Source organism: Longimicrobium sp. (assembly GCA_036377595.1).
Taxonomy (GTDB): Bacteria; Gemmatimonadota; Gemmatimonadetes; order Longimicrobiales; family Longimicrobiaceae; genus Longimicrobium.
In genome coordinates, this window is sequence record DASUYB010000018.1 from 15,478 (window position 1) to 37,958 (window position 22,481).

The following is a 22,481-nucleotide window of genomic DNA, read 5'->3' on the forward strand; positions in this document are numbered from 1 at the left end:
TCCTTCGGTCGGCGCCCGCCTTCAGTCCAGACGCGAGTTGGGCGCGGCGCCTCCCTCAGGATGACATCGAGAGGCATCGCAGGATGGCTCCCTCAGGATTCGTCCTGCAGCGGCGCGGCAAGCGCGGCGATGTGCTCCATCAACTCCAGCCCGACGGCGAGCATCCGCCCGTCCGCATCCACCGCCGGGTCGTACGCGGTGATGGCGGCGGCGGCGATGGGCATCCGCGCGGCGACTTCGCCGATGAGCGCGCGCACCTCGTCCGCGGTGAGGCCGGCGGGTGGCTGTAAGGTGTTGGCGCGGCCGTCGTCCGGGTCGTGCACGTCGAGATCCACGTGCAGATAGATGCGCTGCACGCGCCCCGCGAGCGCATCCAGCCGCCACGCCAGCTCGGCCGGATCGCGCACGGCATCGGGCGTGAGCGCCAGGATGCGCGAGCGGTCGAGGTAGTACTGCTCCGCGGGATCGAGGTCGCGCGCGCCGGCGAGCAGCACGTGCTCCTCGGGCACCGGCTCGAAGCCGTCCACGCGGCGCGACAGCTCGCTCCAGCAGCGGCCGAGCGCCACCGCCAGCGCCATCCCGTCCAGCATTCCGCTGACCGTCGTCTCCGGCGTGTTCAGGTCGCCGTGCGCGTCCAGCCACACCACGCCGGTGCCCGGCCCCAGCGACGCCAGGATCCCCAGCGAGGTGATGCAGTTCCCCGCCAGCACCAGCGGGAACGAGCTGCGCCCGAGCGCCGCCCTCACCGCGAACGCCGTCGCGCGCGCCACGTCGAACGCGGTCGCGATCTCCGTCGCCAGCTCCGGCTCCACGCCCACAGTCGTCTCGCGCACGCTCCCGGCGACCACGCGCAGCCGCTCCGCCGCGCCCGCGTCGCGGAAGTGCATCGGCCCCGCGCCCATCCGCACCCCGCGGTGGCCAGAATCGTACGGCACCAGAATCAGATCCACCGGCATCCCCCACCTCCCCTTCATCTGCGTGAGGCAGTCAATCTAAACGGCAACCTCACGCAGAGCAGCAGAGGAAGCAGAGAACTCACCGTAGTCCTCTGCTTCCTCCGCTGCTCTGCGTGATATGAGATTATCTGTTCAGATAAATGCAGGAAGGGCGGAGCACCTCGCGGCGCTCCGCTCTTCTGCGGTTCAACTGCTGACCCTGCTGACTCTGCGTGAGCCCAAAGGATCAGCTTTCGTCCTCGCCGCGATACTGGTCGTCCACGTCGAACGGCTCGGGGCCGTCGTCGTCGGTCAGCTCGTCGACGATGTCCTCCACCGGCGGCGGCACGTCGTCCAGCTCGTCGCCATCGTCACCGTCCACGTCCAGCATCTCCTCCAGCGCGGTGGAATCGACGATCTCCTGCACGCCATCGATGTCGCCCGTCTCGATCGGGCGCGGCTCCTCGTCCTCGTTGGCCACGCGCGCCACGTCCATCACGCAGTCGCCCTCGCCCAGGTTGATCAGCTTCACCCCCTGGGTGTTGCGGCCGATGATGCGGATGCTGTCCACCGCCTGCCGGTTCACGATCCCCTGCCGGGTGATCAGCACCAGCTCGTCGTTGGGATGCACGTCCTTGATGGCGACCACGTGGCCGGTACGATCCGTCATCTTCACGTTGATCACGCCCTTGCCGCCGCGCCGCTGCAGCCGGTAGCTCTCCACCAGCGAGCGCTTGCCCAGCCCCTGCTCCGTCACCACGAGGAGGTGGTTGGCCTCCTTCACCACCACCATCCCCACCACGTAGTCGCCCTCTTCCAGCGTGATCCCGCGCACGCCGGTGGTGGCCCGGCCCATCTCGCGCACGTGCTGCTCGGGGAAGCGGATGGCCATCCCGTCGTGCGTGGCCAGGACCACCTGGCACCCCCCGTCGGAGAGCTGCACGTCGATCAGCGCGTCGCCCTCCAGCACGTTGATGGCGTTCAGCCCCACGCGCCGCGGGTTGCCGTAGGCGCTGAGCACCGTCTTCTTCACCGTGCCGTTGCGCGTGGCGAAGATCAGGAAGCGGTCGTGGCTGAACTCGCGCACCGGCACCAGCGCCGCGATCTTGTCGTCGGAGTCGATGTTGATGAGGTTCACCACCGGCTTCCCCCGGCTGATCCGCGTCCCCTGCGGGATCTCGTGCACCTTCAGCCAGTAGCACTGCCCCTGCTGGGTGAAGAACATCAGGTAGTCGTGGGTGCTCGCCAGGAACACCTGCTCCACCCAGTCCTCCTCCTTCGTGGCCATCCCGCTGATCCCCCGCCCGCCGCGCGCCTGCGCCCGGTAGGTGTCGGCGGGGATGCGCTTGATGTAGCCGGCGTGGGAGACGGTGATCACCATCTCCTCGTCGGGGATCAGGTCCTCGATGGAGAGCCCCGCCGTGTCGCCCAGGATGTCGGTGCGCCGCTCGTCGCCGTACTTGTCGGCCACCTCGAGCAGCTCTTCCTTGACGATGGTGTTCCGCCGCTCGAGGCTGTCGAGGATGTCCTGCAGGTCGGCGATCTGCGCGCGGATCTCGGCCAGCTCGGCCTCGAGCTGCTCGATCTCCAGCCCGGTGAGGCGCGCCAGCCGCATGTTGAGGATGGCGTCGCTCTGCCGCTGCGACAGCGCGAAGCGCCCGCGCAGCCGCTCGCCCGCCTCGTCCGTCGTGGCCGAGGAGCGGATGATGCCGATCACCTCGTCGATGTTGTCGACGGCGATCTTGAGCCCTTCCAGGATGTGCTCGCGCTCGCGGGCCTTCCCCAGCTCGAACTCGGTCCGCCGCACCACCACGTCGTGGCGGTGCGCCACGAAGTGCTTCAGCATCTCCTTCAGCCCCATCACCTTCGGCTCACCGTTGTGCAGCGCCAGCATGATCACGCCGAAGGTGCTCTGCATCTGCGTGTGCTTGAACAGCTGGTTCAGCACGATGTGGGGGATGGCGTCGCGCTTGAGGTCGATGACGATGCGGATCTTCTTGTCGCTCTCGTCGCGCAGGTCGCTGATCCCCTCGAGCTTGCGGTCGCGCACCAGCTCGGCGATGTGCTCGATCAGGCGCGACTTGTTGACCATGAAGGGGATCTCGGTGACGATGATCCGCTCGCCCTTCCCCCCCTCCTTCTCTTCGATCTCGGCCCGCGCGCGCACGATCACGCGCCCGCGGCCGGTCTCGTACGCCTCGCGGATCCCGTCGCGCCCGTAGATCACCCCGCCGGTGGGGAAGTCGGGCCCGCGCACGAACTGCATCAGCGTCTCGGTCTCCGCCTCCGGATGGTCGACCAGGTGGACGCATGCGGCGACGACTTCCCGCAGGTTGTGCGGCGGGATGTTGGTGGCCATCCCCACCGCGATCCCGCTGGAGCCGTTGACCAGGAGGTTGGGCGCGCGCGCGGGAAGGACGCGCGGCTCCTGCAGCCGGTCGTCGAAGTTGGGCGAGAAGTCGACGGTGGCCTTGTCGATGTCGGCCAGCATCTCCGTGGCCAGCGGCGCGAGCCTGGCCTCGGTGTAGCGGTAGGCGGCCGCGCTGTCGCCGTCGATGGAGCCGAAGTTCCCCTGCCCGTCGACCAGCGGGTAGCGCAGCGAGAAGTCCTGCACCATGCGCACGAGCGAGTCGTACACCGCGCTGTCGCCGTGCGGGTGGTACTTGCCCAGCACGTCGCCGACCACGGTCGCGCTCTTCTTGTAGGCGCGGTTGGGGGCCAGCCCCGCCTCGTGCATGGCGAAGAGGATGCGCCGGTGCACCGGCTTCAGCCCGTCGCGCACGTCGGGAAGGGCGCGCTGCACGATCACGCTCATCGAGTAGTCGATGAACGACTCGCGCATCTCGTCTTCGATCAGGCGCGGCAGGACCTTGGCGACCGGTCCGGGGACGTTGCCTTCGTCGCCGTTCTCGGGCGTCTCGGGAGGCGTGGTTTCGTCGGCCATTCAGCGGGTCTGGGAGCGTCGGATGTGCCTGCGTCCGGCGCGGTTGCGCGGGACCGGAATAGTACCCCGGAGGGAGGGCTTCGTGCCCGTGCGCGTGCGCGCGTGAGGGACCGGGCAACCTATGCTCCCGCGCGTGTTTCCGCCAGTTGCGCTCACGCGGTGGACGGGGTCGGGACGCGCGGCAAACATCCAGGATTTCTCACGCAGAGGCCGCAGAGGCCGCAGAGGACCGTCACTCGGCTCCTCTGCGACCTCTGCGGCCTCTGCGTGAGACCATTCCCTCTGATCGTCGACGCCAACGGCGCGTCTCCGCGGGCGGATGTTCCGCCCCCGCTCAGCGCGTCACTGCGACATGGTCTGGATCAGCCCCTGGTACTGCACCGCCCGCATGGTGGTGAAGGGCGGCAGCGGGTGCTTGATGACGTGGTGCGCCTCCTGGCGGGCGTAGTCCTTGGTGATGACCTCCACCATCGTTCCGCCCTGGTAGACGTTGATATGGAAGATCTCCTGCGCGGGCATGATGCGCAGCTCCTCCAGCCCCATCGTCGACGGCAGGCCGTCGATCCACACGCCCACGTACTCCGGCAGCCCGCGCACCGTGGCGCAGTCGGCCGACGCCGTGGTGCTGCTGCAGGGCATCGGATGCAGCTGGGCATACTCCTCCAGGAACGCCAGCGCGTTCCCGCCGGAGAAGGTGTCGAACATCTTCACGTCGAACGAGCGCGCGCTCACCGATGCACGCTCGGTGCGCGCGAGCAGGCTGTTGCCGAACACCACCAGCTCGTCGAGCATCACCGGCTCCGGCGCCAGCCGCACCACCACCGAGTCGTCCTTCTCCAGCGTCAGGTTCGCGCGGACGGCGCGGTAGCCCAGCCGCTCCATCTCCACGTCGTACGTCCCTGGGGGGATGGCGGGAAGGACGAAGCCGCCCTGCGCGTCGGTGTACACCACGATCCGCCGCGAGGGGATGGCCACGCGCGCGGCGGCCAGCGGGTGTCCGTTCGCGCGGTCGAGCAGCTGTCCCCGCACGACGACGCGCTCCGCCCCCTGCGCCTTCGCCGGCACCGCGCCGGCGATCACCGAAAGCACGGGGAGAAGGGTGATCAACAGCTTGCGGGAGATGTGGTTGCGATGTGCCATGACAGGCTGGGGAGGAAGGGTTGGCGGGGCGCGGAGATGTCCGTCGCGCGCCGGTGCAGGAGGTGAATCGCAGCACCTTCCGCGCCACTCGCCGCGCGGCGCACGAAATCCTTTACACGCCACCGTCCGCGAATCAATCATACGCCCCGGAGAGCGTCTGTCCATCCCGGGCGGCCACCCACCCGGCACGGGGCACCACCCCGTCCGCCCGCCCGCCGATCTCCTCCTCCCGGTGCGGCGGCCCGCTGAATCCGACATCAAAATCATCCCCCACCCCCCACAGGAAGCGCGACCGTGTTCGGCTCCACCATCATCGACGTGGCCATCGGCCTGATCATGGTCTACCTGCTGATGAGCCTGCTGTGCTCGGCCATCCGCGAGGGGATCGAGTCCTTCATGAAGACCCGCGCCAGCGACCTGGAGCGCGGCATCCGCGAGCTGCTGCACGAGCGCGAGAGCCCTGGCCTGGTCGAGGCGGTCTACAAGCATCCGCTGATCTCCAGCCTCTACCACGGCGACTACAAGCTGCAGACCGGGGGGAAGGACGCGGGACAGGTGCACAAGGACGTGAAGCTCCCGTCCTACATCCCCGCGGCCAACTTCGCGCTGGCGCTGATGGACGTGGCCGCGCGCGGGAAAGCCACGGACGCGAGCTCCGCCTCCGCCGACAGCACCCGGCTGTCGCTCGACAGCATGCGCGCGGGGATCGCCAACATCGGCAACATCTACGTGCAGCGCGCGCTGCTGACGGCGCTCGACACCGCCAACGGCGAGCTCGCTGCGGCGCAGAAGAACGTGGAGGCGTGGTTCAACGGCAGCATGGACCGCGTCTCGGGCTGGTACAAGCGGCGCACGCAGAGCATCCTCTTCTTCGTCGGGCTGGGCGTGACGGTGGTGATGAACGTCAACAGCATCGGCATCGCCACCGCGCTCATCCGCAGCCCGGCACTGCGCGACGCGGTGGTGGCCCAGGCGCAGACGCTCGCGGCCGACACGGCGCTCGCGCAGCGGCTGGCCGCCGACACCAGCCGCACCGCCGACTCGCTCGTCACCACGAACATCCGGCGGCAGGTGGCGGCCATCAACAGCCTCGACCTGCCCATCGGCTGGGCCGAGGGGATGCGAGGGCCCATCGAGGGCCGGTCGGGCGTGGCGTGGTGGGACTGGGCGTCGCCGATCCTGGGGTGGCTGCTGACCGCGTTCGCGGTGACGCTGGGCGCGCCGTTCTGGTTCGACGTGCTGAACAAGTTCATCGTGGTGCGCTCCACGGTGAAGCCGCACGAGAAGAGCCCCGAGGAGGGCTCGGAAGACCGGCAGCCGCGCGGCGGCGGCACCCCTCCGCCGCACCTGGGCGCCGTCCGGGACCAGGGCCAGCCCCCGCAACCGCAGCCGCCGCAGCCGCCGCAGCCGCAGCCTCCACCCCCGCCACAGGGAGACGCCGGCTGAGCGCGAGCGGATCGATCGAGCACGAACGCGGGAGGCGCCTCGCCTCCCGCGTTTCTCAATTCGTCTCCGGCGGCGAGGCGGGCGCGATCCGCACCACGCGCACCTTTCCGTCCCTCTCCGCCTGCAGCTCCGCGACCTCGGCGCGGAAGGCGGACCTCCCCGCTGCGTACGTCTCGGGGAAGCGGTCGACGAGCGACACGGTGGCGTCGAACGACGGGTCGATCCACGCCAGCAGCTCGCGGATCTCCGCGTGCTGCGCCTTCAGGTTGCCCCAGTGCCAGATCGGCTCGTGGTAGAAGGCGCGGTTCCGCAGCAGCCGCACGCGGTTCAGCCGCCCGGAGATCACCTTCCGCTTGCGCAGCTGCGGCGGGATGGCCGGGAAGACGGCGGAGAGCAGGCGCGGCCAGAGGACCTGCCGGTGCTCGTAGCGCACGTCCAGCAGCGCCGTCCAGAAGCCGAAGGTGAGCTCGGCCACCAGGTGCGGCGGGTCCAGCGGCTTCCCCCGCCCGCGCAGCCGCGCCTTGGCCTCCTGCACGCGGCTCCACTCGTCGGGCGCCAGGATCGGCGGGTGCGCGTCGAGCCAGCAGGGCACGTCGCGGCACGCCACCCCGGCGAAGCGCTGCTGGCCCGCGTTGAACAGGCTGTTGCGCAGCGCCACCTCCAGCCCGTGCAGCGCGGGATACAGCGTCTCGCACAGGCGCATGCTCCACAGGTAGGTGGAGACCGCGCCGACGTCGTCGTCGCCACGGTAGCGGTACGCGCCCAGGCGCTCGGCCGAGAGGGCGCGCGAGACCGCGGGCAGGTAGAGAAGGGGTTGACTCATGGGTCGGCCGGGGTTATCATGGTGGCACTGTCCCCGGGTTAATCCTCTGCGCAAGCATGATCCCGGGGTCTTTTTTTGCCCCTGCTCCCGGGTGAGCGGAGAAAACAGCGGCGGCGCACATGGTAAACATGGACGCCGCCGCTCACAAGAGGTGCAAACGCTTCCCAACGTGAACGGAGGCGCTCCTTTCGGGGCGCCTCCGGATCATGTTAGGTCATCGGTGCGAAAACGCTCAGGTCGCCGCGACCTGCACCTTCGGCGTGGGGAGCTCGGGCTCGGGGGTGAAGTCCTCGCCGGGGTTGATGAAGCGGTCGCTCTCGAGCGCGTACTGGCGGTCGTGCAGCTCGCGGTAGCGGCCGCGGAGCGCCATCAGCTCGGCGTGCGTGCCGCGCTCCACCACCTCGCCCTTCTCCAGCACCAGGATCTGGTCGGCGCTGCGGATGGTGGACAGGCGGTGCGCGATGACGAACGCGGTGCGCCCCTGGCGCAGGAGCCGGAGCCCTTCCTGGATCTTGTACTCGCTCTCGCTGTCCAGGCTCGAAGTGGCCTCGTCGAGGATCAGGATGCGCGGGTCGGCCAGGAGCGCGCGGGCGATGGCGATGCGCTGCCGCTGCCCGCCCGAGAGCTTGATCCCCCGCTCGCCCACGATGGTGTCGTAGCCCTCGGGGAGGCCGCGGATGAACTCGTCGGCGTTGGCCAGCTCCGCCACCTCCTCGATCTCGGCGCGCGTGGCGTCGGGCCGCGCGAACCGGATGTTGTCGGCCACGGTGCCGTCGAACAGGAAGTTCTCCTGCAGCACCACGCCCAGTTGCGCGCGGTAGTCGGCCAGCTTCACCTCTTCCAGGTCGCGGCCGTCCACCAGCACGCGCCCCCGGGTGGGGCGGTTGAAGGCCATCACCAGGCTGGCCAGCGTGCTCTTTCCCGAGCCGCTGGAGCCGACCAGCGCCGTGGTCGATCCCGCGGGCGCGTCGACCGTCACCTCGCGCAGCACGGGCTGGCCCTCGTTGTACTCGTACCAGACCTGCTCCAGCCGCACGTCGCCGCGGATCACGCCCAGGTGGTCGCGCAGCGCGTCCTCCTGGTCCTCGGTCTTCATCCCCAGGATCTCGCGGATGCGGTCCAGCCCCGCGAACGCCTCGGTGAGCTGCGTGCCGACGCTGGCGATGGACATCACTGGCGCCGCCAGCACGGCGGTGAAGGCCAGGTAGCTGAACAGGTCGCCCACCGTCATCCGCCCGCCCAGGATGGCCCGCCCGCCGACCAGGATCACGACCACCGCGACCAGCCCGATCACCACCGTGGCGATGGACTGGACCGACGAGATGCCGGTGATGGAGCGCGCCACGTTGCGGAACAGCCGGTGCGCGCCGCGGGTGAACACGCGCTGCTCGCGCTTCTCGGTGCTGTACGCCTTCACCACGCGGATCCCGCCCAGCGTCTCGTTCAGCCGGCCGGTGACCTCGGCGGTGATCTGGCCGCGCTCGCGGAAGATCGGCCGCAGCCGGGTGAAGGTGTAGCCCATCACCGCGCCGAAGGCGATCAGGATGCCCACGATCCACAGCGTGAGCTGCCAGTTGAGGTACAGCAGCGCGGCCACGGCGAACACGGCGGTGATGGCGCCGCCCACCAGCTGCACCAGCCCGGTGCCCACCAGGTTCCGGATCCCCTCCGCGTCGGTCATGATGCGGGAGATGAGGATGCCGGTCTGCGTGGAGTCGTAGTAGCGCACCGGCAGCCGGGTGATGTGCTCCATCACCCGGCGGCGCATGTCCGTGATGGCGCGCTGCGCCGTGATGCTGATGATCTGTCCGAGCGCGAACGAGCCCGCCGCCTGGATGAGCGTGGCGCCGGCCACCGCCAGCGCCAGCGGCACCAGCAGCCGCGTCTCGCCGCCGTCGATCACGCGGTCGATGACGAACTTGGGCGCGGCGGGCAGCACCAGCCCCGACACGCGGCTCAGCACCGTCAGCAGCAGCCCCAGCGCCAGGTAGCGCCGATGGTGCCACACCAGCCTGCGCGCCTCGCGCCACGCCTCGGGCGAGCCCATCGCCTTCTTCTTTTTCTTCGCCGTTTCGTCCGTCTTCGTCACGGTCGCCAAGAATGCCAATCCTCTCGTGCGCGGGCCCGCGCGGGGGCCGGCGTTCGTCGCAGCTCGGGGGGCGCGGGAAGCCGCGCCGGGCGGAATCCGTCGCCAGTGGAAGGGTGGGAAGGAGATGGATACACCGCATCGCCCGATCCGCTCCCCTCGGCGAGAAATCCGCCGCGCGCCCGGCCCGGGGTCACGCCGCCGCGGCGGCCCGCGCGCCGGCGAACAGGTCGCGCAGCGGCACGCGCGCGGGCACCGGGCCGGGGCGGATCACGATCCCCGCGGGGAGATCGGCCGCGCCGGCGCGGGCGGGGAGATCGGGGCCGTCCGGCGCCCCGCGGGGAAGGGTGAGCAGCGAGTACATCGGTCATCCGTCCACGATTGAAGGAACGCCGCCCCGGCGCGGGAGGCCGGGGCGGCCCGCCGGCCGCCTCAGCGCGCGGCCACCTCGTCCAGCGTGGGATAGTCGGTGTAGCCACGCGCGTCGCCGCCGTAGAAGGTGGCGCGGTCGGGCGCGTTCAGCGGCGCGCCCTCGCGGAGGCGGCGCGGCAGGTCCGGGTTGGCCAGGAACGCCACCGCGAACGACACCAGGTCCGCCTCGCCGCGTGCGAGGGCCGCGTTGGCGGCGTCCGCGTCGTAGCCGCCGTTGGCGATCAGCGGGCCGCGGAAGGCGGCGCGCATCGCGGGCGTCACCCGCGGCCCGGGCGCGGCGAACGGGCCGCCGACGGCCTCGATCACGTGCAGGTACGCCAGCCCGAACGGGCTCAGCGCCGACGCCGCGTAGGAGAACGTCGACCCGGGGTCCGAGTCGGACATCCCGTTCGCCGCCACCTTCGGCGACAGCCGCACGCCCACGCGGTCGCCGCCCCAGACGTCCACCGCGGCCTGCGTGGCCTCGAGCAGGAAGCGCACGCGGTTGTTGAGGCTGCCGCCGTAGCGGTCGGTGCGCCGGTTGGAGCCGTCGCGCAGGAACTGGTCGATGAGGTAGCCGTTGGCGCCGTGCAGCTCGACCCCGTCGAACCCGGCGTCGTACGCGCGCCGCGCGCCCTCGGCGAACTGCTCGACGACGCCCGCGATCTCGTCCGTCTCCAGCGCGCGCGGGGTGACGTACGGCTGCATGCCCTCGTAGGTCAGCACCTGCCCCTCGAAGCCGATGGCCGACGGGGCGACGGGGAGCTCGCCGCCGTGGAAGGACGGGTGCGACACCCGGCCCGTGTGCCACAGCTGCGCGAAGATCCGCCCGCCCTCCTCGTGCACCGCATCCGTCACCCTGCGCCACGCCGCCACCTGCGCGTCGGCGTGGATCCCCGGCGTGCTGGTGTAGCCCACCCCCTGCGGCGACACCTGCGTCCCCTCGCTCACGATCAGCCCGGCGGTCGAGCGCTGGCGGTAGTACTCCACGGTCAGGTCCGTCACCACGTTCCCCTCGGCCGCGCGGCTGCGGGTCATGGGCGCCATCACCAGCCGGTTGCGCAGCTCGTACGGCCCGAGCTGAAACGGCGCGAACAGGTTCCGCTCGCTGTTGCTGCTCATTCGCTCCTCGTCCTTTCCCCATCCCCACGTTGTCAAAAGCGCAACCGTAATCGTTACAGTTGCAGATACGGACACACCGATCCCCCTCTCCCGATTCTCACGGGAGATACTGCTTCACACCGCCTGCGTCCGGATTACGGTGAAGGCGCCGGCTGCGGCGTGGGCACCCGCCGCTGGGAGACCAGGCGCGGGACCCCGCGCTGCGTCCCCAGGCGCGCGATCAGCGTCTCCAGCTCCGCCGGCGCCAGCTCGACGCGCAGCTCGCGGGCACGGAACCCCTGGGCGGCCGCCCGCAGCGTGTAGCGCCCCGGCGGCACGGCGGCGAAGTCGAAGCCGCCCGTCTCCCCCGTGACCGCGGTGCGCGGCGCGGCGGCGCTGTCGGCCGCGACCAGAATCACCTGCGCGTTGGCGACGGCGTTCCCCGCCGCGTCGGTCACCCGCCCGATCACGCGCCCCGCCTGCGCCGCGGCCGGCGCGGCGAGCGCCAGGAGGGAGAGGAGGGCCCCGGCCACCACCACCGCCGCCCCGGCCCCGCCAGACCGAACGAAGAACTTCCGCATCGCGCCCTCCTCTCCCTGGTCCCGCGTTCCCGCATCTCCCGGCAACCGCAACTGCTTTGGTTACAGATAGATGACGATCGAACCGCGTCCGCCGTGACCGCTCAGGCTCGCTGGCGGACGACTTCCTCCACCTCCGCGGCGAACGTCTCGCCGCAGCACCCCTCGGCCCGCGCGCGGCTCAGCACCTCGCGTCCCACGTCGTCGATGGTGACCTCGGCCAGCACGCCCTCCATGGCCCGGTGCGCGCGGCAGAAGATGGGACGCAGCACGTCGCGGATGTTGCCGCCCACGTTGCAGCTACGCGACGGCTCCGACGGGTGCAGCGAGAACAGCTCCTCGTCGTCCTCCACCGCCCGGTACACATCCAGCAGGGTGATCTCGCCGGGCTCGCGGGCCAGGGTGGCGCCGCCGCCCACGCCGGGCTGCACGCTCACCATCCCCGCGTTGCGCAGCGCGCCGATGATGCGGCGCACGACCACGGGGTGCGTGTTGACGCTCGACGCCAGGCGCTCCGAGGTCTGCGCCTCGGAGCGCTTCCACGCCATGTAGGCCAGCACGTGCACCGCGACCGCGACCCTGCTGCTGATCATCTTCGCTGCTTCGCTCCCGGGCTCCCGAAACTGTAACCAGATTAGTTGCGATTGACGGGGTTGTCAAGCGGGTGACTGTCATCGCGCTGTGGTGGCCACGCAGAGCCGCGATCCGGCGGCCTCTTTCGCGCGGGCGATCCCTTTCGGGTGGGGGACACGACCTCCATCGCCCTCGTTCGCCTTGACGAACGTCAGGTCGATCCAGCAGCGGTGCGCATACGCCATTCAGTGATTGAAATTCGTGTCGGTTTGTGATACTCTCGATGTGCCGGAGGCCGCGCCGCCGACATCGCATCACCCTGGAGGAATCGCATGAAGAAGCTGACGCTGGATGCGGAGACGCTGGTCGTGGAGACGTTCGAGGCCAGCGATACGGACGAGTCGCTCGGGACCGTGAAGGGCCAGGAGATGTATGCGTCGAGCCTGCTGACCTGCGAGGACACCAACTGCGGCAAGACCTACTGCACCACCCGCTCGCCGTGCGCCTGCTGAGCCGCGGCTGACGCGGCGGCGCCCGTCCGCGCATGCCCGGCGGCGCGGACCTCCGGTGCACGGGCGGGCGCCCGATCGGCAGTGAAGCCCCATTCCCTGAACGTGACGTGCGGCGCGATGCGCTCAAAAACCGCTCCTCCACCTCACAGTAGACGAAACGCAAGTTGTTGCGTAAAATGGGAGCATCACTTCGTCGGTTTCGGATCTCTCACTCAAAGGAGACCCCATGAAGATGCTTCGCCTGGACCTGGACAGCCTGTGCGTGGAGTCGTTCGGCACCGCCGCCGCCGAGGCCCCGATGGCGGAAGTGCCGCCGACCTACGACCGCTCCTGCATCCTCAGCTGCCCGCTCGCCTGCTGAGCACGCCGCATCACCGCGGAACGACGGCGGGCGCGGGACTGTAGCCGCGCCCGCCGTTGTTTCCACCCGCCCCTGCGCTACCGCGACGGGGCGATGCGCCAGAGCTCGCCGTTCTGCTCGTCGGTCACCAGGTAGAGGTTGCCGTCGGGCCCCTGGCGCACGTCGCGGATACGCTTGCCGCGGTCCGTCAGCAGGTGCTCCTCGCCGGTGACGCGGTTGTCGCGGATCACCAGCCGCACCAGGCGCTGGCTGGCCAGCCCGCCCACGAACAGGCTCCCGCGCCACGCGGGGAACGCGCTCCCCGTGTAGAACTGCGCGCCCGACGGCGCGATCACCGGGTCCCAGTAGTAGACCGGCTGCTCCATCCCCGGGCGCTGCGTCTGCGCCTGGCCCAGGGCGGAGGAGATGGTGCCGCCGCGGTACTCGATGCCGTACGCCTGCACCGGCCAGCCGTAGTTCCTGCCCTTCTCGATGCGGTTCAGCTCGTCGCCGCCGCGCGTGCCGTGCTCGATGATCCAGAAGCGGCCCTGCGGGTCGAAGGCGGACGCCTGGATGTTGCGGTGGCCGATGGACCAGATCTCCGGCAGCGCGCCCGACTCCCCCGCGAACGGGTTGTCGCGCGGCACCGAGCCGTCCGGCGCGATGCGGAGCGTCTTCCCCAGGTGGCTCCCCCGGTCCTGCGCCTGCGGCCGCGTGGCGTTGTCGGAGCGCTCGCCCATGGTCACGTACAGCATCCCGTCGGGCCCGAACGCCAGCCGCGAGCCGAAGTGCATGTTGTTGCCGTAGGTGGGCCGCGTGTGGAGGATCACGCGCACCTGCTCCAGCCGCGTGCCGTCGGCCGAGAGCGTGCCGCGGGCCACGCTGGTGCCGTTGCCGCCCTCGCGCGGCTCGGTGAAGCTCCAGAAGACGGTGCGGTCGGTGGCGAATCCGGGGCTGAGCGCCACGTCCAGCAACCCGCCCTGCCCGCGCGTCGCCCGCGATCGGCGCGCCGATCTCCCCCGAGGCGCTGACGATGCGCAGGCGGCCGGCCTTCTCGGTGACGAGGAAGCGGCCGTCCGGCAGCGGCTCCACCGACCACGGCTTTTCGATCCCCCGCGCCACCACCTGCACGTCGAAGGCGACGCTCGAGCGGACGCCGCAGGTGCGCGTCTGGCCGGGGGACGCCGGCTGCTGGCCTTCGCCGTTGGGCGGGCGCGTTTCCAGCGGGCGGCATTCCTGTCCGGCGGCCTGCCCGGACCCGGTGGACACCGCCTCGCCCGGCGCGGCCTCGACGGAGGCGCGGGGCTGCGGCGCGCACGCCGCCACGGCGCACGCGAGAAGGAGCGATGTGGCTCGAGTCTGTCGCATCGGGGATTCGTCCGACTTCAGGTGGGTGAGGTCGCACAGAGGTTGATCCAGCCTGGAATCGGGCTGCAAGAACGGTGCGCCCTTGCCTGCACGGTCGTCCATCTCCCCATCATCGATCACCGACGAAGATGCCGGAGCGCACGCGCCGATTTGCCTCCGCGCCGCGGGAGCCTACATTCGCCACGAGGCCGACGTCTCCCTGATCCCCATCTCCATCCTCCCATGCGCCCATTCACGATCGATCCCGACATCACCCGCGCGCAGACGCTGCCGGCGGAGGTGTACCACGACCCCGCGTGGTACTCGCTGCAGAAGGAGCGGGTGTTCGCGCGCAGCTGGCAGCTGGTGCGCGGCGCCGAGCGGGTGAAGGCGCCCGGTCACCTTCTCCCCTTCACGCTGCTGGAGGGGTGCCTGGACGAGCCGCTGGTGCTGGCGTGCGGCGACGATTCTGTGCTGCGCTGCCTCAGTAACGTCTGCACGCACCGCGGCACCGTCGTCTGCGAGGGCGAGACGCACGCGCACGGGCTGCGCTGCCGCTACCACGGCCGCCGTTTCGCGCTGGACGGGAAGATGACGTTCATGCCCGAGTTCGACGGCGTGCAGGACTTCCCCTCGCCCGCCGACGACCTGCCGCGGCTGCCGCTGGAGCGCTGGGGGCCGCTGCACTTCACCGCGCTGGACCCGGCGTGCCCGTTCGAAGAGTGGATCGCGCCGGTGCGCGAGCGCGTGGGCTTCCTCCCGCTCGACCAGTTCGTCTTCGACGCGGCGACGAGCCGCGACTACCTGATCGGGGCCCACTGGGCGCTGTACGTGGACAACTACCTGGAGGAGTTCCACATCCCCTACGTGCACGCCTCGCTGAGCGACGCGCTGGACTACTCGACGTATCGCACGGAGACGTTCGACTGGTGCAGCCTGCAGCTGGGCACCACGAAGCACGCCGCCGAGGCGTTCGCGCTTCCGCCCGGGCACCCGGACGAGGGGACGCTGGTGGCGGCGTACTACTGGTGGCTCTTCCCCAACCTGATGCTGAACTTCTATCCGTGGGGACTGTCGGTGAACCTGGTGCAGCCGCTGGGCCCGGAGCGCACCCGCGTCTCGTTCCTCAGCTACGTGTGGGACGCGGCCAAGCGCGCCAGCGGCGCCGGCGCCGACCTCCACCGCGTGGAGATGGAGGACGAGGAGGTGGTCGAGGCGGTGCAGAAGGGCGTCAAGTCGCGCCTTTACCACCGCGGGAGGTACTCACCCCGGCGGGAGGTGGGGACGCATCACTTCCACGAGTTGCTGCAGCGAGCGGCTCAGGTTTGATACAGGTGTCGGGATGGAGAACGGGGCCGGTGGCGATTGCCACCGGCCCCGTTCTACCGTCTATCGTTCGAGAATCAGCCGTTGCCGACGCCGTGACCCTCGGACTGCTGCCCGTTCTCGCTGCCGTCGCCGACCTGGGTGGCGTTGGGGGTGCTGCCCACGTCGATCTTGCGGCGGCGGGCCTTCTCGCTCTTGGGGATGCGCACGGTGAGCACGCCGTCCTCGAACGCGGCCTGGATGCCGTCGGGGTCCACGTCGCGCGGGAGGACGAACGAGCGCGCGAAGGTGCCGTAGCGCCGCTCGGCCAGGTGGTAGCGCCCCTCCTGCCCTTCGGTGCGCTCCTCGCGCTTCTCGCCGCGGATGGTCAGCACGTTGTTCTCGACGTCGACCTCGATGTTCTCGCGCTTCAGCCCCGGCATCTCCACGTGCACCAGGATCTCGCGCTCGTTCTCGACCACGTCGGTCTCGGGCGCGCGCATCAGGTTGCCGTGGGTGCGGGCGCCCACGTTGCCGAACACCTGGTCGAGCAGCCCGAACGGATCGGCCTGGGACCAGCGGTGGGTGGTGGGAGTGATGGCCATGGTCTTCATCTCCTGTGTTGACGGTTCATCGGCCCTGCATGGCCGCTGACACGGGGGGTTCGCATCTGGCGGATGCATTCCCTGCTCCGCCGGCTGCCCCGTGAAAAAGGCAAGCCGCAGACCAGCCAATTTCAGTCAAAACGACAAACCGGCCGTAAATTCCGGCAGACGCAACTGCGCGGGTGGCAGAGGCTTGGGGCTGGAGATGGAGATGAAGAGAAGGTCTCACGCAGAGGGCGCAGAGGCCGCGGAGGACTTCACCGCATCACGCGGTTTCCTCTGCGCCCTCTGCGCCCTCTGCGTGAGATTTCTGTTTGACGGAGATCAGCGCTCGGTGGTGATCCAGGCGACGTTCGCGGTGGGCGAGCCGTCGCCGGCGACGTGGACGGCGCCCCAGAAGACGGACTGCACCTTCACGTCCGGAAAGCGCTGCCGGATCTGCGGCTCCAGCTCGCCCAGGTCCCAGCTCCCCTCCGATGCCTTCGCCCCCGTCCCGCTCTGCAGCACGCGGCCGGCGGGGTCGACGAGGAACCAGACGTACTGGCGGCCGGCGGTGCCCTCGCTGGCGATGCGCGGGTAGCGCGCCGCCAGCTCGCGGCGGATCCACGCCTCGGACTGGCGCATCCCCGCCACCTCGTCGGGCCGGGCAACACCACCGGTGAACGGGGGGCCGGTCTGCAGCCGGAAGGCGATGGGAAGGGTGAAGCGCACCGGCACCGCGCGCCCATCCTTCGCGGCGGGGCGGAAGCGCATCGCGTTCGTCGCGAAGAGCGCGGGCTCGCGGAAGCCGTCGTGCGAGGTGGTGGAGACGCGGGCGCTGCGGACCGCGCCGTCCGCGCCGACGATCACGTCCATCGTCACCGATCCCTGCACGCCCGCGTCGCGCAGGAGCGGGGGATAGGCGCGCTCTAGGATCTGCTGCACCTCGTCGGAGTTGGACAGCGCGGGCTGCCGGTCGACCTCGCGCAGCTCCATCACCCGCGAGGTGTCCACCCGCTCCGGCCGCGCGGGGGCGGCGGGGAGCGTCGCGGACGCGCGTTGGGAGACGGCGGGACGCGTCTCGGGCGCTCGGCGGGCGACGGCGGCGGGAAGCGCCGCCGGTGCGCGGCGGGCGATCAGGGGAACCCTGGGCTGCGTGGGGACGGGGAGCGCGGCGCCGGTCACCGCCGCCAGGGCGCCGAGCGTGGTCCACGCCAGCACGCGGCGCGCGCGGTCGCGGGGGATTCGAGAGGTCATGGCGTCGATCCTCTGCTCGAGAAAGGAACGGGGTTCCGAGAAGGCCACCAGCGGCGCGGGCGAGCCGCCGCCCAGCCGTCCGACTTCCAGCAGGAGGCGTCCGTAGGCCAGCACGTCGGCCTCGCCGCGAAGGGTGCGGGCGTCGCAGTCCACCTCCACCGCCAGCCGCAGCCGCCGCAGCTGCCACCAGAGCGCCGGGCTCCACGGCATCAGCGCGACGGAGACCAGTCCGCCCAGCAGCAGCCGCGGGTCGCCCGCGCGGACGTGCTCGCGCTCGTGGCGCAGGATCAGGCGCTGCAGCGGCTCCGCCCAGGCCAGCGTCCAGCGCGGCAGCACGATCCGCGGCCGCACGAAGCCCACGACGGCGGGACCCACCGCGTCCGACACCCACACGCGCTCGCCGGCGACGGTGTCCTGCGCCCACGTCCGCCGCCGCCGCGCCAGCCGCAGGGCCGCGACGGCGAGGGCGCCCGCGACCGCCGCGCTCGCCATCCCCCACGCCCACGGCAGCATCCCGTCGATCCGCGCGCGGAGCGTCGCCCCCGCGGCGGGGCGCATCTCCACCGTCGATAGATCGGGATTGGAGATGGGAGACGGCGCCGCACCCGTCATCTCCAGCATCCCCCCACCCGCGAGATTCGACGGCGGCGCGGGGAGGACGACGGGGAGCGCGAGCGAGGCCACGATCGCCATCGCCCACACCCAGCGCGTGGGGAGGCGGTGGAGGCGGAGCGCGCGCTCGGCCGCCAGCGCGGCGAGGCCCGCGAGCGCGGACACGGCCGCAGAGAAGAGCATCCAGGCGGTCATCCTTCGCCTCCTCCGCGCAGGCGGTCTTCCAGCAGCTTCTGCATCCGCCGCAGCTCCTCGTCGCTCAGCCCGCGGTCGGACACCAGCTGGGTCAGCAGCAGCTCCGGAGAGTCCTTGAACAGCTTGCGGGTGATGCGGCGCAGCACGCTGGTGCCGGCGTCCTGCCGCTCGACCAGCGGGTGGTAGCGGTACGCCTTCCCGGCCTCGGTGTGGCCGACGTACCCCTTCTCCTCGAGCGTGCGCAGCACCGTGAGCACCGTGGTGTAGGCCAGGTCGTCCGGCAGCCGGTCGCGGACCTCGGCCACCGACGCGCCGCCCAGGTCCCACAGCACGCCCATCACGTCCAGCTCGCGGTCGGTGAATGCGATCTCCACGTCCGTCCTCGTCGTCAGGGTGCGGGAGTGCGGGCGTCCGTCACCTTCTCGGGCCCGAAGTCGAGACGCATCGCGCCTTCGTGGTTCGCGGCTTCGGGGCCAAAGGTGAGCGCGGCGACGATGCTTCGCGCAGCCGGCTCCAACGTGGCCGGCTTGGCGTAGACTTCCACGTCGCGGGCCCTCCCGTCCGCACCCACCACGTAGCTGATTTCCGCCTGCCCGACCAGGCCGGCCGCGGCCATCTGCGGCGTGTAGAACCGCTGCATGGCGGCGCGGAGGCTGGCCGCGTCCGGGGCACCCGCCGGCGACGCCACACCTTCCACGCCCGTCACCACCGAGACGCCGGGCGCGCGCGTTCTGACGGCGTTCCACGAGCCTTCGCGGTCGGTGCCGCTGGGTACCTGGCGCGACATGGTCATGGTGGACCGATCGTCCCCCGCCGTCTTGAGCTGCACCCACACGATGTTCACGCGCGACGGCCCGAGCTCGCCGGCGGGGCGCTTCATCACGTCCACGGAGCGGATGGTGGAGACGGGAATGTCGGCGGTGGCGGCGGCCAGCGTCTGGCGGTCGTCGCTGCCGGCCAGCTGCTCGTGGCGCAGCACGCCGCCGTCGCTGGAGATGACGAACAGGAGGAGCTCGTTGGCACCCATCCCGTGCTGCATCACCTGCGGGAAGAAAGTGGCGACGGCAGTCTGCGGCGTCAGCGGCGTGCGGACGAAGCTCATCTCCTCGCCCGGGGCACGGTAGAGCGCGCGCGAGGTGCCCGCGGAGGGCTGCGTGGGCGCGGGCGTCTCGCAGGCGGCAAAGACGAGCGCGGCGGCGATGGCGCCGAACGCGGCGGCGCTCAGGAACGGACGGCGTACACGGGGTGCGGTCATGATGCGGATTCTCCGTTCGAGGGACGATACCGGCTCGGCGAACGCCGCCGCGGCCAGCCGGGAATGCACGGTGCGGCGGCCCACCTCCAGCAGCACCGCGCCATAGGCCAGGACGTCGCGGCGGCGGCGCAGCACGCGGGCGTCGCAGTCCACCTCCACCGCCAGGCGCAGGCGGCGCAGCTGCCACCACACGGCGGGGTTCCACGGCATCAGCGCGGCCGCCAGCAGCCCCAGGGCAAGGAGACGGGGATCGCCGGCGCGCACGTGCTCCTGCTCGTGCTCCAGCACCAGCCGGCGCGCCTCGGGGTCGGCGTCCACCGCCCAGCGCGGCAGCACGATGCGGCTGCGCAGGAGGCCCACGACGGCGGGCCCGGTGTCGCCCGAGACGAGGACGGGCACGCCGTCGACCTCCGTGCGCGGCCAGCGGCGGCGGCGGCGCTCCAGCACCCCGGCCATTCCCGCCAGCGCCAGCGCGACCCCGGCGGACGATGCGCCCCAGACCACCGCCAGCGGCGCGTCCAGCCGCGCGGCATCGAGCCACGGCTGCTGACGCTTGCGCGGCAGCGACTCCGTCGTCGCGCTCACCGTCGCCTGCCAGGCGCCGGAGGACGGCGCGGGCGTGGCCGGGCGCATCTGCGGCAGGAAGCGCGTCGCCGCGGGCACGGCCAGGGTGAGCAGCAGCGCGGCCGCCCACACCCACCGCGTGGCCCGGCCGATGGGGCGGAGCGCGCGCTCCAGCGCCATCGCCCCGAGCCCCAGCAGCACGCCCACCGCCGCGCAGTACAGCATCCAGTAAGCGATCATGGCCCGTCGATCCAGAGTGCCCGTCCGCCGACCTACTAGAGTTGTAGTAGATGCTAATCGACGGAAAGAAGGCTGTCAACTAGAAATTTAGTAGATGGATAAAGTGGGACCTTCGGAAGGAGAGATTGGGCCGCAAGGATGAGAGAGGAGAGGCGGGCAAGATTCGGACGGGCGGGTAAACCCGCAGGCTGGAACATTGCGAAGCCTGCTGCGCAGGCTGCGGGTCGATTGCCGTGCGGATCGGCCGCCATCCGCGCCGCCGCCGTGATCGCACACAGTCGAATTGAAGCCTCGCGCGGTTTGCGAGGCTTTCCAATGTTCCAGCCGCGCCTTCAGGCGCCCGTACCGATCCGAGGCTGCACGATAGTTGCTCGCGTGTGCGGCCGATCGACAGCGAAACGCACGGGAACGGGAGGAGGAGGAGGACGATGAAGACGACGATCCGGCTGGCACTCGGTGGCACGGCGGTGGCGGTGCTGGCGGCGTGCGGCGGCGCGGCGGGGACGGGGGCGAGCGGCACGCCGACGCCACTCACCTTCACCGTGCCGCTGTACGACACGCAGGGACAGGAGGTGGCGCGGGCAACGCTGGTGCGCGCCAGCCGCGACAGCGTCCGCCTGAGCGTGGACGCCACGCGGCTGCCCGCGGGCACGCACGGCACGCACCTGCACGAGGCCGGGCGCTGCGACGCGCCGCAGTTCACCACCGCGGGCGCGCACATGAACCCGCTGGCGCGCAGGCACGGCCTGCGCAACCCGCAGGGCCCGCACCTGGGCGACCTGCCCAACCTCGTCGTCGGCGCGGACGGGCGCGGGCACGTGGAGGCCACCATCGTCGCCTCGCTGACGCCCGGCACGCCGCCGATCTACGACGTCGACGGCACCGCCCTCGTCGTCCACGCGTCGGCCGACGACATGATGACGGACCCGTCCGGCAACTCCGGCGCGCGCATCGCCTGCGGGGTCATCGCCACGCCGCAGGCCGGAAACTGAAAGTCTCACGCAGAGTCAGCAGGGTCAGCAGAGAGAAACTGCAGTTCTCTGCTGACTCTGCGTGAGAGAAATTCTTTGGGGATTGAGTCAGGACGCCGGCTGCTCGGCGGCTTCCACGGCGATGGTGATCTCCACGTCATCGCCCAGCACCACGCCGCCGCCCTCGGCCGCGCGGTTCCACGCCACGTTGTAGTCCATACGGTTGATGGTGGTCGACGCCTCGAAGCCGATGCGGCGCCGCCCGGGCGTGCCGCCCACCTCCAGCATCCGACCATCCAGCACCACCGGCTTCGTCACCCCGCGGATGGTGAGGTTGCCGTAGATCTTCAGCGCGCCGTTGCGGCCGGGCTGCACGCGCGTGCTGCGGAAGGTGATGGTGGGATGGCTCGCCGCGTCGAAGAAGTCGCCCGAGCGCAGGTGTGTGTCGCGCCGCGCGTTGCGCGTGTCGATGCTGGCCGTCTGGATCTCCACGTTCACCGTGCCGGCGGACAGGTTCGCCGGGTCGGCCACGATGGTGCCCTTCCACTCGCCGAAGGTGCCGCTCACCCGGCTCACCAGGTGGCGGATGCGGAACGACAGCTCCGAGTGCGTCACGTCGATCTCCCACGTGACCGGCGGCTTCTCCGCCGCGACGGGCGCGGGAGTGCCGCCGCCCAGCAGCAGCGCGGGTGCAAGGAGGAGCGTAGCGAGCGTGCCTGCGGCCATCGGGAGCCCTCGGGAGATGCGGTTCGTTGTTGCAACGGGGATTGGTCGCGAGCGCAAGAGAACACCGCGACGGGGCGATGAGTTCCCGTCGCGGTGATGATACCCGTCGCCGTGGCCCGGCGTTGGGCTCGAGCGCGTCAGTGCCAGTCGGTCAGCACCGCGGCCAGCGTGGCAGCCGCGGCGACCGCCACCACCACGGCGAAGATGCCGAGCGTGAGCCCGCCGGTGCGCGCGGCGTTTAGGCCCCGCACGTCCACGCGCTCCACGTCGGCCGTGGCCACGGCCACGCGGCGGGGCGGGTCGCCGAGCTCGCCCACGATGCTGTCGCCCGCCACCTGCGGATGCGTGAGCACCACCACGCTCCCGTCGTGACGGCGCAGGCGCACCGCGTCATCGGCATGGGCAGACACCACCTCCGGCGCGGGCGCCGTCTGCGCGCGCCACGACGTGCAGGCAGACATCCCCAGGACCAGCGCGAGCAGCGGCGCGGCAAAGAAACGCATCGGCATCCCCCCTCTCATCGAGTCGCAAGAAAA

At 70.9% G+C, this 22,481-nt stretch carries 20 protein-coding genes and 1 pseudogene; 5 read left to right on the forward strand and 16 right to left on the reverse strand.

What is annotated here, in order from left to right:
* Positions 1-92: 92 nt before the first annotated feature.
* The 3 genes from VF092_03245 to VF092_03255 form a co-directional block, all read right to left on the reverse strand.
* A complete protein-coding gene (locus VF092_03245; GenBank protein HEX6746306.1) occupies positions 93-956 on the reverse strand; it encodes an arginase family protein in 864 nt (287 codons plus the stop codon).
* A gap of 226 nt (positions 957-1,182) precedes the next feature.
* Entirely contained in the window at positions 1,183-3,879 is a 2,697-nt protein-coding gene (gene gyrA, locus VF092_03250) for a DNA gyrase subunit A (GenBank protein ID HEX6746307.1), read from the reverse strand.
* A 342-nt stretch (positions 3,880-4,221) separates the two neighbouring features.
* Positions 4,222-5,019 (reverse strand): carboxypeptidase-like regulatory domain-containing protein, encoded by a 798-nt coding sequence (locus VF092_03255; protein ID HEX6746308.1) that lies wholly within the window; start codon positions 5,017-5,019, stop codon positions 4,222-4,224.
* A gap of 294 nt (positions 5,020-5,313) precedes the next feature.
* Here VF092_03255 and VF092_03260 point away from each other — a divergent pair, with 294 nt between their 5' ends.
* Positions 5,314-6,465: a hypothetical protein gene (locus VF092_03260; GenBank protein HEX6746309.1), complete on the forward strand. Its 1,152-nt coding sequence runs from the start codon at positions 5,314-5,316 to the stop codon at positions 6,463-6,465.
* Between the two features lie 55 nt (positions 6,466-6,520).
* Here VF092_03260 and VF092_03265 read toward each other — a convergent pair whose 3' ends face one another.
* The 6 genes from VF092_03265 to VF092_03290 form a co-directional block, all read right to left on the reverse strand.
* Entirely contained in the window at positions 6,521-7,288 is a 768-nt protein-coding gene (locus VF092_03265; GenBank protein HEX6746310.1) for a hypothetical protein, read from the reverse strand.
* A 232-nt stretch (positions 7,289-7,520) separates the two neighbouring features.
* Positions 7,521-9,377: an ABC transporter ATP-binding protein gene (locus tag VF092_03270; GenBank protein HEX6746311.1), complete on the reverse strand. Its 1,857-nt coding sequence runs from the start codon at positions 9,375-9,377 to the stop codon at positions 7,521-7,523.
* Between the two features lie 190 nt (positions 9,378-9,567).
* The gene (locus VF092_03275; protein HEX6746312.1) at positions 9,568-9,738 is read right to left on the reverse strand and encodes a hypothetical protein; all 171 of its coding nucleotides are present in this window, start codon (positions 9,736-9,738) and stop codon (positions 9,568-9,570) included.
* A gap of 68 nt (positions 9,739-9,806) precedes the next feature.
* Positions 9,807-10,907, reverse strand: coding sequence for an alkene reductase (locus tag VF092_03280; protein HEX6746313.1), 1,101 nt, complete (start codon positions 10,905-10,907; stop codon positions 9,807-9,809).
* A gap of 134 nt (positions 10,908-11,041) precedes the next feature.
* The gene (locus VF092_03285; GenBank protein HEX6746314.1) at positions 11,042-11,467 is read right to left on the reverse strand and encodes a carboxypeptidase-like regulatory domain-containing protein; all 426 of its coding nucleotides are present in this window, start codon (positions 11,465-11,467) and stop codon (positions 11,042-11,044) included.
* A 101-nt stretch (positions 11,468-11,568) separates the two neighbouring features.
* Complete coding sequence (locus tag VF092_03290) at positions 11,569-12,057, reverse strand: Rrf2 family transcriptional regulator (protein HEX6746315.1); 489 nt, start codon at positions 12,055-12,057, stop codon at positions 11,569-11,571.
* Positions 12,058-12,369: 312 nt separating this feature from the next.
* Here VF092_03290 and VF092_03295 point away from each other — a divergent pair, with 312 nt between their 5' ends.
* Together VF092_03295 and VF092_03300 are read left to right on the forward strand one after the other, a co-directional pair.
* Positions 12,370-12,549, forward strand: a complete 180-nt coding sequence (locus VF092_03295; GenBank protein HEX6746316.1) for a hypothetical protein — start codon at positions 12,370-12,372, stop codon at positions 12,547-12,549.
* Between the two features lie 226 nt (positions 12,550-12,775).
* On the forward strand, positions 12,776-12,910 hold the full coding sequence (locus tag VF092_03300) for a hypothetical protein (GenBank protein ID HEX6746317.1): 135 nt from the start codon (positions 12,776-12,778) through the stop codon (positions 12,908-12,910).
* Positions 12,911-12,987: 77 nt separating this feature from the next.
* Here VF092_03300 and VF092_03305 read toward each other — a convergent pair.
* Positions 12,988-14,359, reverse strand: a pseudogene (locus VF092_03305) (PQQ-dependent sugar dehydrogenase).
* A 120-nt stretch (positions 14,360-14,479) separates the two neighbouring features.
* Between VF092_03305 and VF092_03310 the strand changes: the two are divergent.
* Positions 14,480-15,565 carry an SRPBCC family protein gene (locus VF092_03310; protein HEX6746318.1) on the forward strand — a complete coding sequence of 362 codons (1,086 nt, stop codon included), beginning with the start codon at positions 14,480-14,482 and terminating at the stop codon, positions 15,563-15,565.
* Positions 15,566-15,639: 74 nt separating this feature from the next.
* Here VF092_03310 and VF092_03315 read toward each other — a convergent pair whose 3' ends face one another.
* The 4 genes from VF092_03315 to VF092_03330 all read right to left on the reverse strand — a co-directional run bounded on the left by VF092_03315 (position 15,640) and on the right by VF092_03330 (position 20,248).
* Positions 15,640-16,146, reverse strand: coding sequence for an Hsp20/alpha crystallin family protein (locus VF092_03315; GenBank protein HEX6746319.1), 507 nt, complete (start codon positions 16,144-16,146; stop codon positions 15,640-15,642).
* Between the two features lie 324 nt (positions 16,147-16,470).
* Positions 16,471-18,189 carry a M56 family metallopeptidase gene (locus VF092_03320; protein HEX6746320.1) on the reverse strand — a complete coding sequence of 573 codons (1,719 nt, stop codon included), beginning with the start codon at positions 18,187-18,189 and terminating at the stop codon, positions 16,471-16,473.
* Complete coding sequence (locus VF092_03325) at positions 18,186-18,563, reverse strand: BlaI/MecI/CopY family transcriptional regulator (protein HEX6746321.1); 378 nt, start codon at positions 18,561-18,563, stop codon at positions 18,186-18,188. The genes VF092_03320 and VF092_03325 overlap by 4 nt, the downstream gene beginning before the upstream one ends.
* A 14-nt stretch (positions 18,564-18,577) precedes the next feature.
* On the reverse strand, positions 18,578-20,248 hold the full coding sequence (locus tag VF092_03330; protein ID HEX6746322.1) for a M56 family metallopeptidase: 1,671 nt from the start codon (positions 20,246-20,248) through the stop codon (positions 18,578-18,580).
* Between the two features lie 428 nt (positions 20,249-20,676).
* On the opposite strand from VF092_03330, the gene VF092_03335 reads away from it, so the two are divergent.
* On the forward strand, positions 20,677-21,240 hold the full coding sequence (locus tag VF092_03335) for a superoxide dismutase family protein (protein ID HEX6746323.1): 564 nt from the start codon (positions 20,677-20,679) through the stop codon (positions 21,238-21,240).
* A gap of 87 nt (positions 21,241-21,327) precedes the next feature.
* On the opposite strand, the gene VF092_03340 is transcribed toward VF092_03335, so the two are convergent.
* Together VF092_03340 and VF092_03345 are read right to left on the reverse strand one after the other, a co-directional pair.
* The gene (locus VF092_03340) at positions 21,328-21,945 is read right to left on the reverse strand and encodes a YceI family protein (protein ID HEX6746324.1); all 618 of its coding nucleotides are present in this window, start codon (positions 21,943-21,945) and stop codon (positions 21,328-21,330) included.
* Positions 21,946-22,082: 137 nt separating this feature from the next.
* On the reverse strand, positions 22,083-22,454 hold the full coding sequence (locus tag VF092_03345) for a hypothetical protein (protein HEX6746325.1): 372 nt from the start codon (positions 22,452-22,454) through the stop codon (positions 22,083-22,085).
* Between the last annotated feature and the right edge of the window lie 27 nt (positions 22,455-22,481).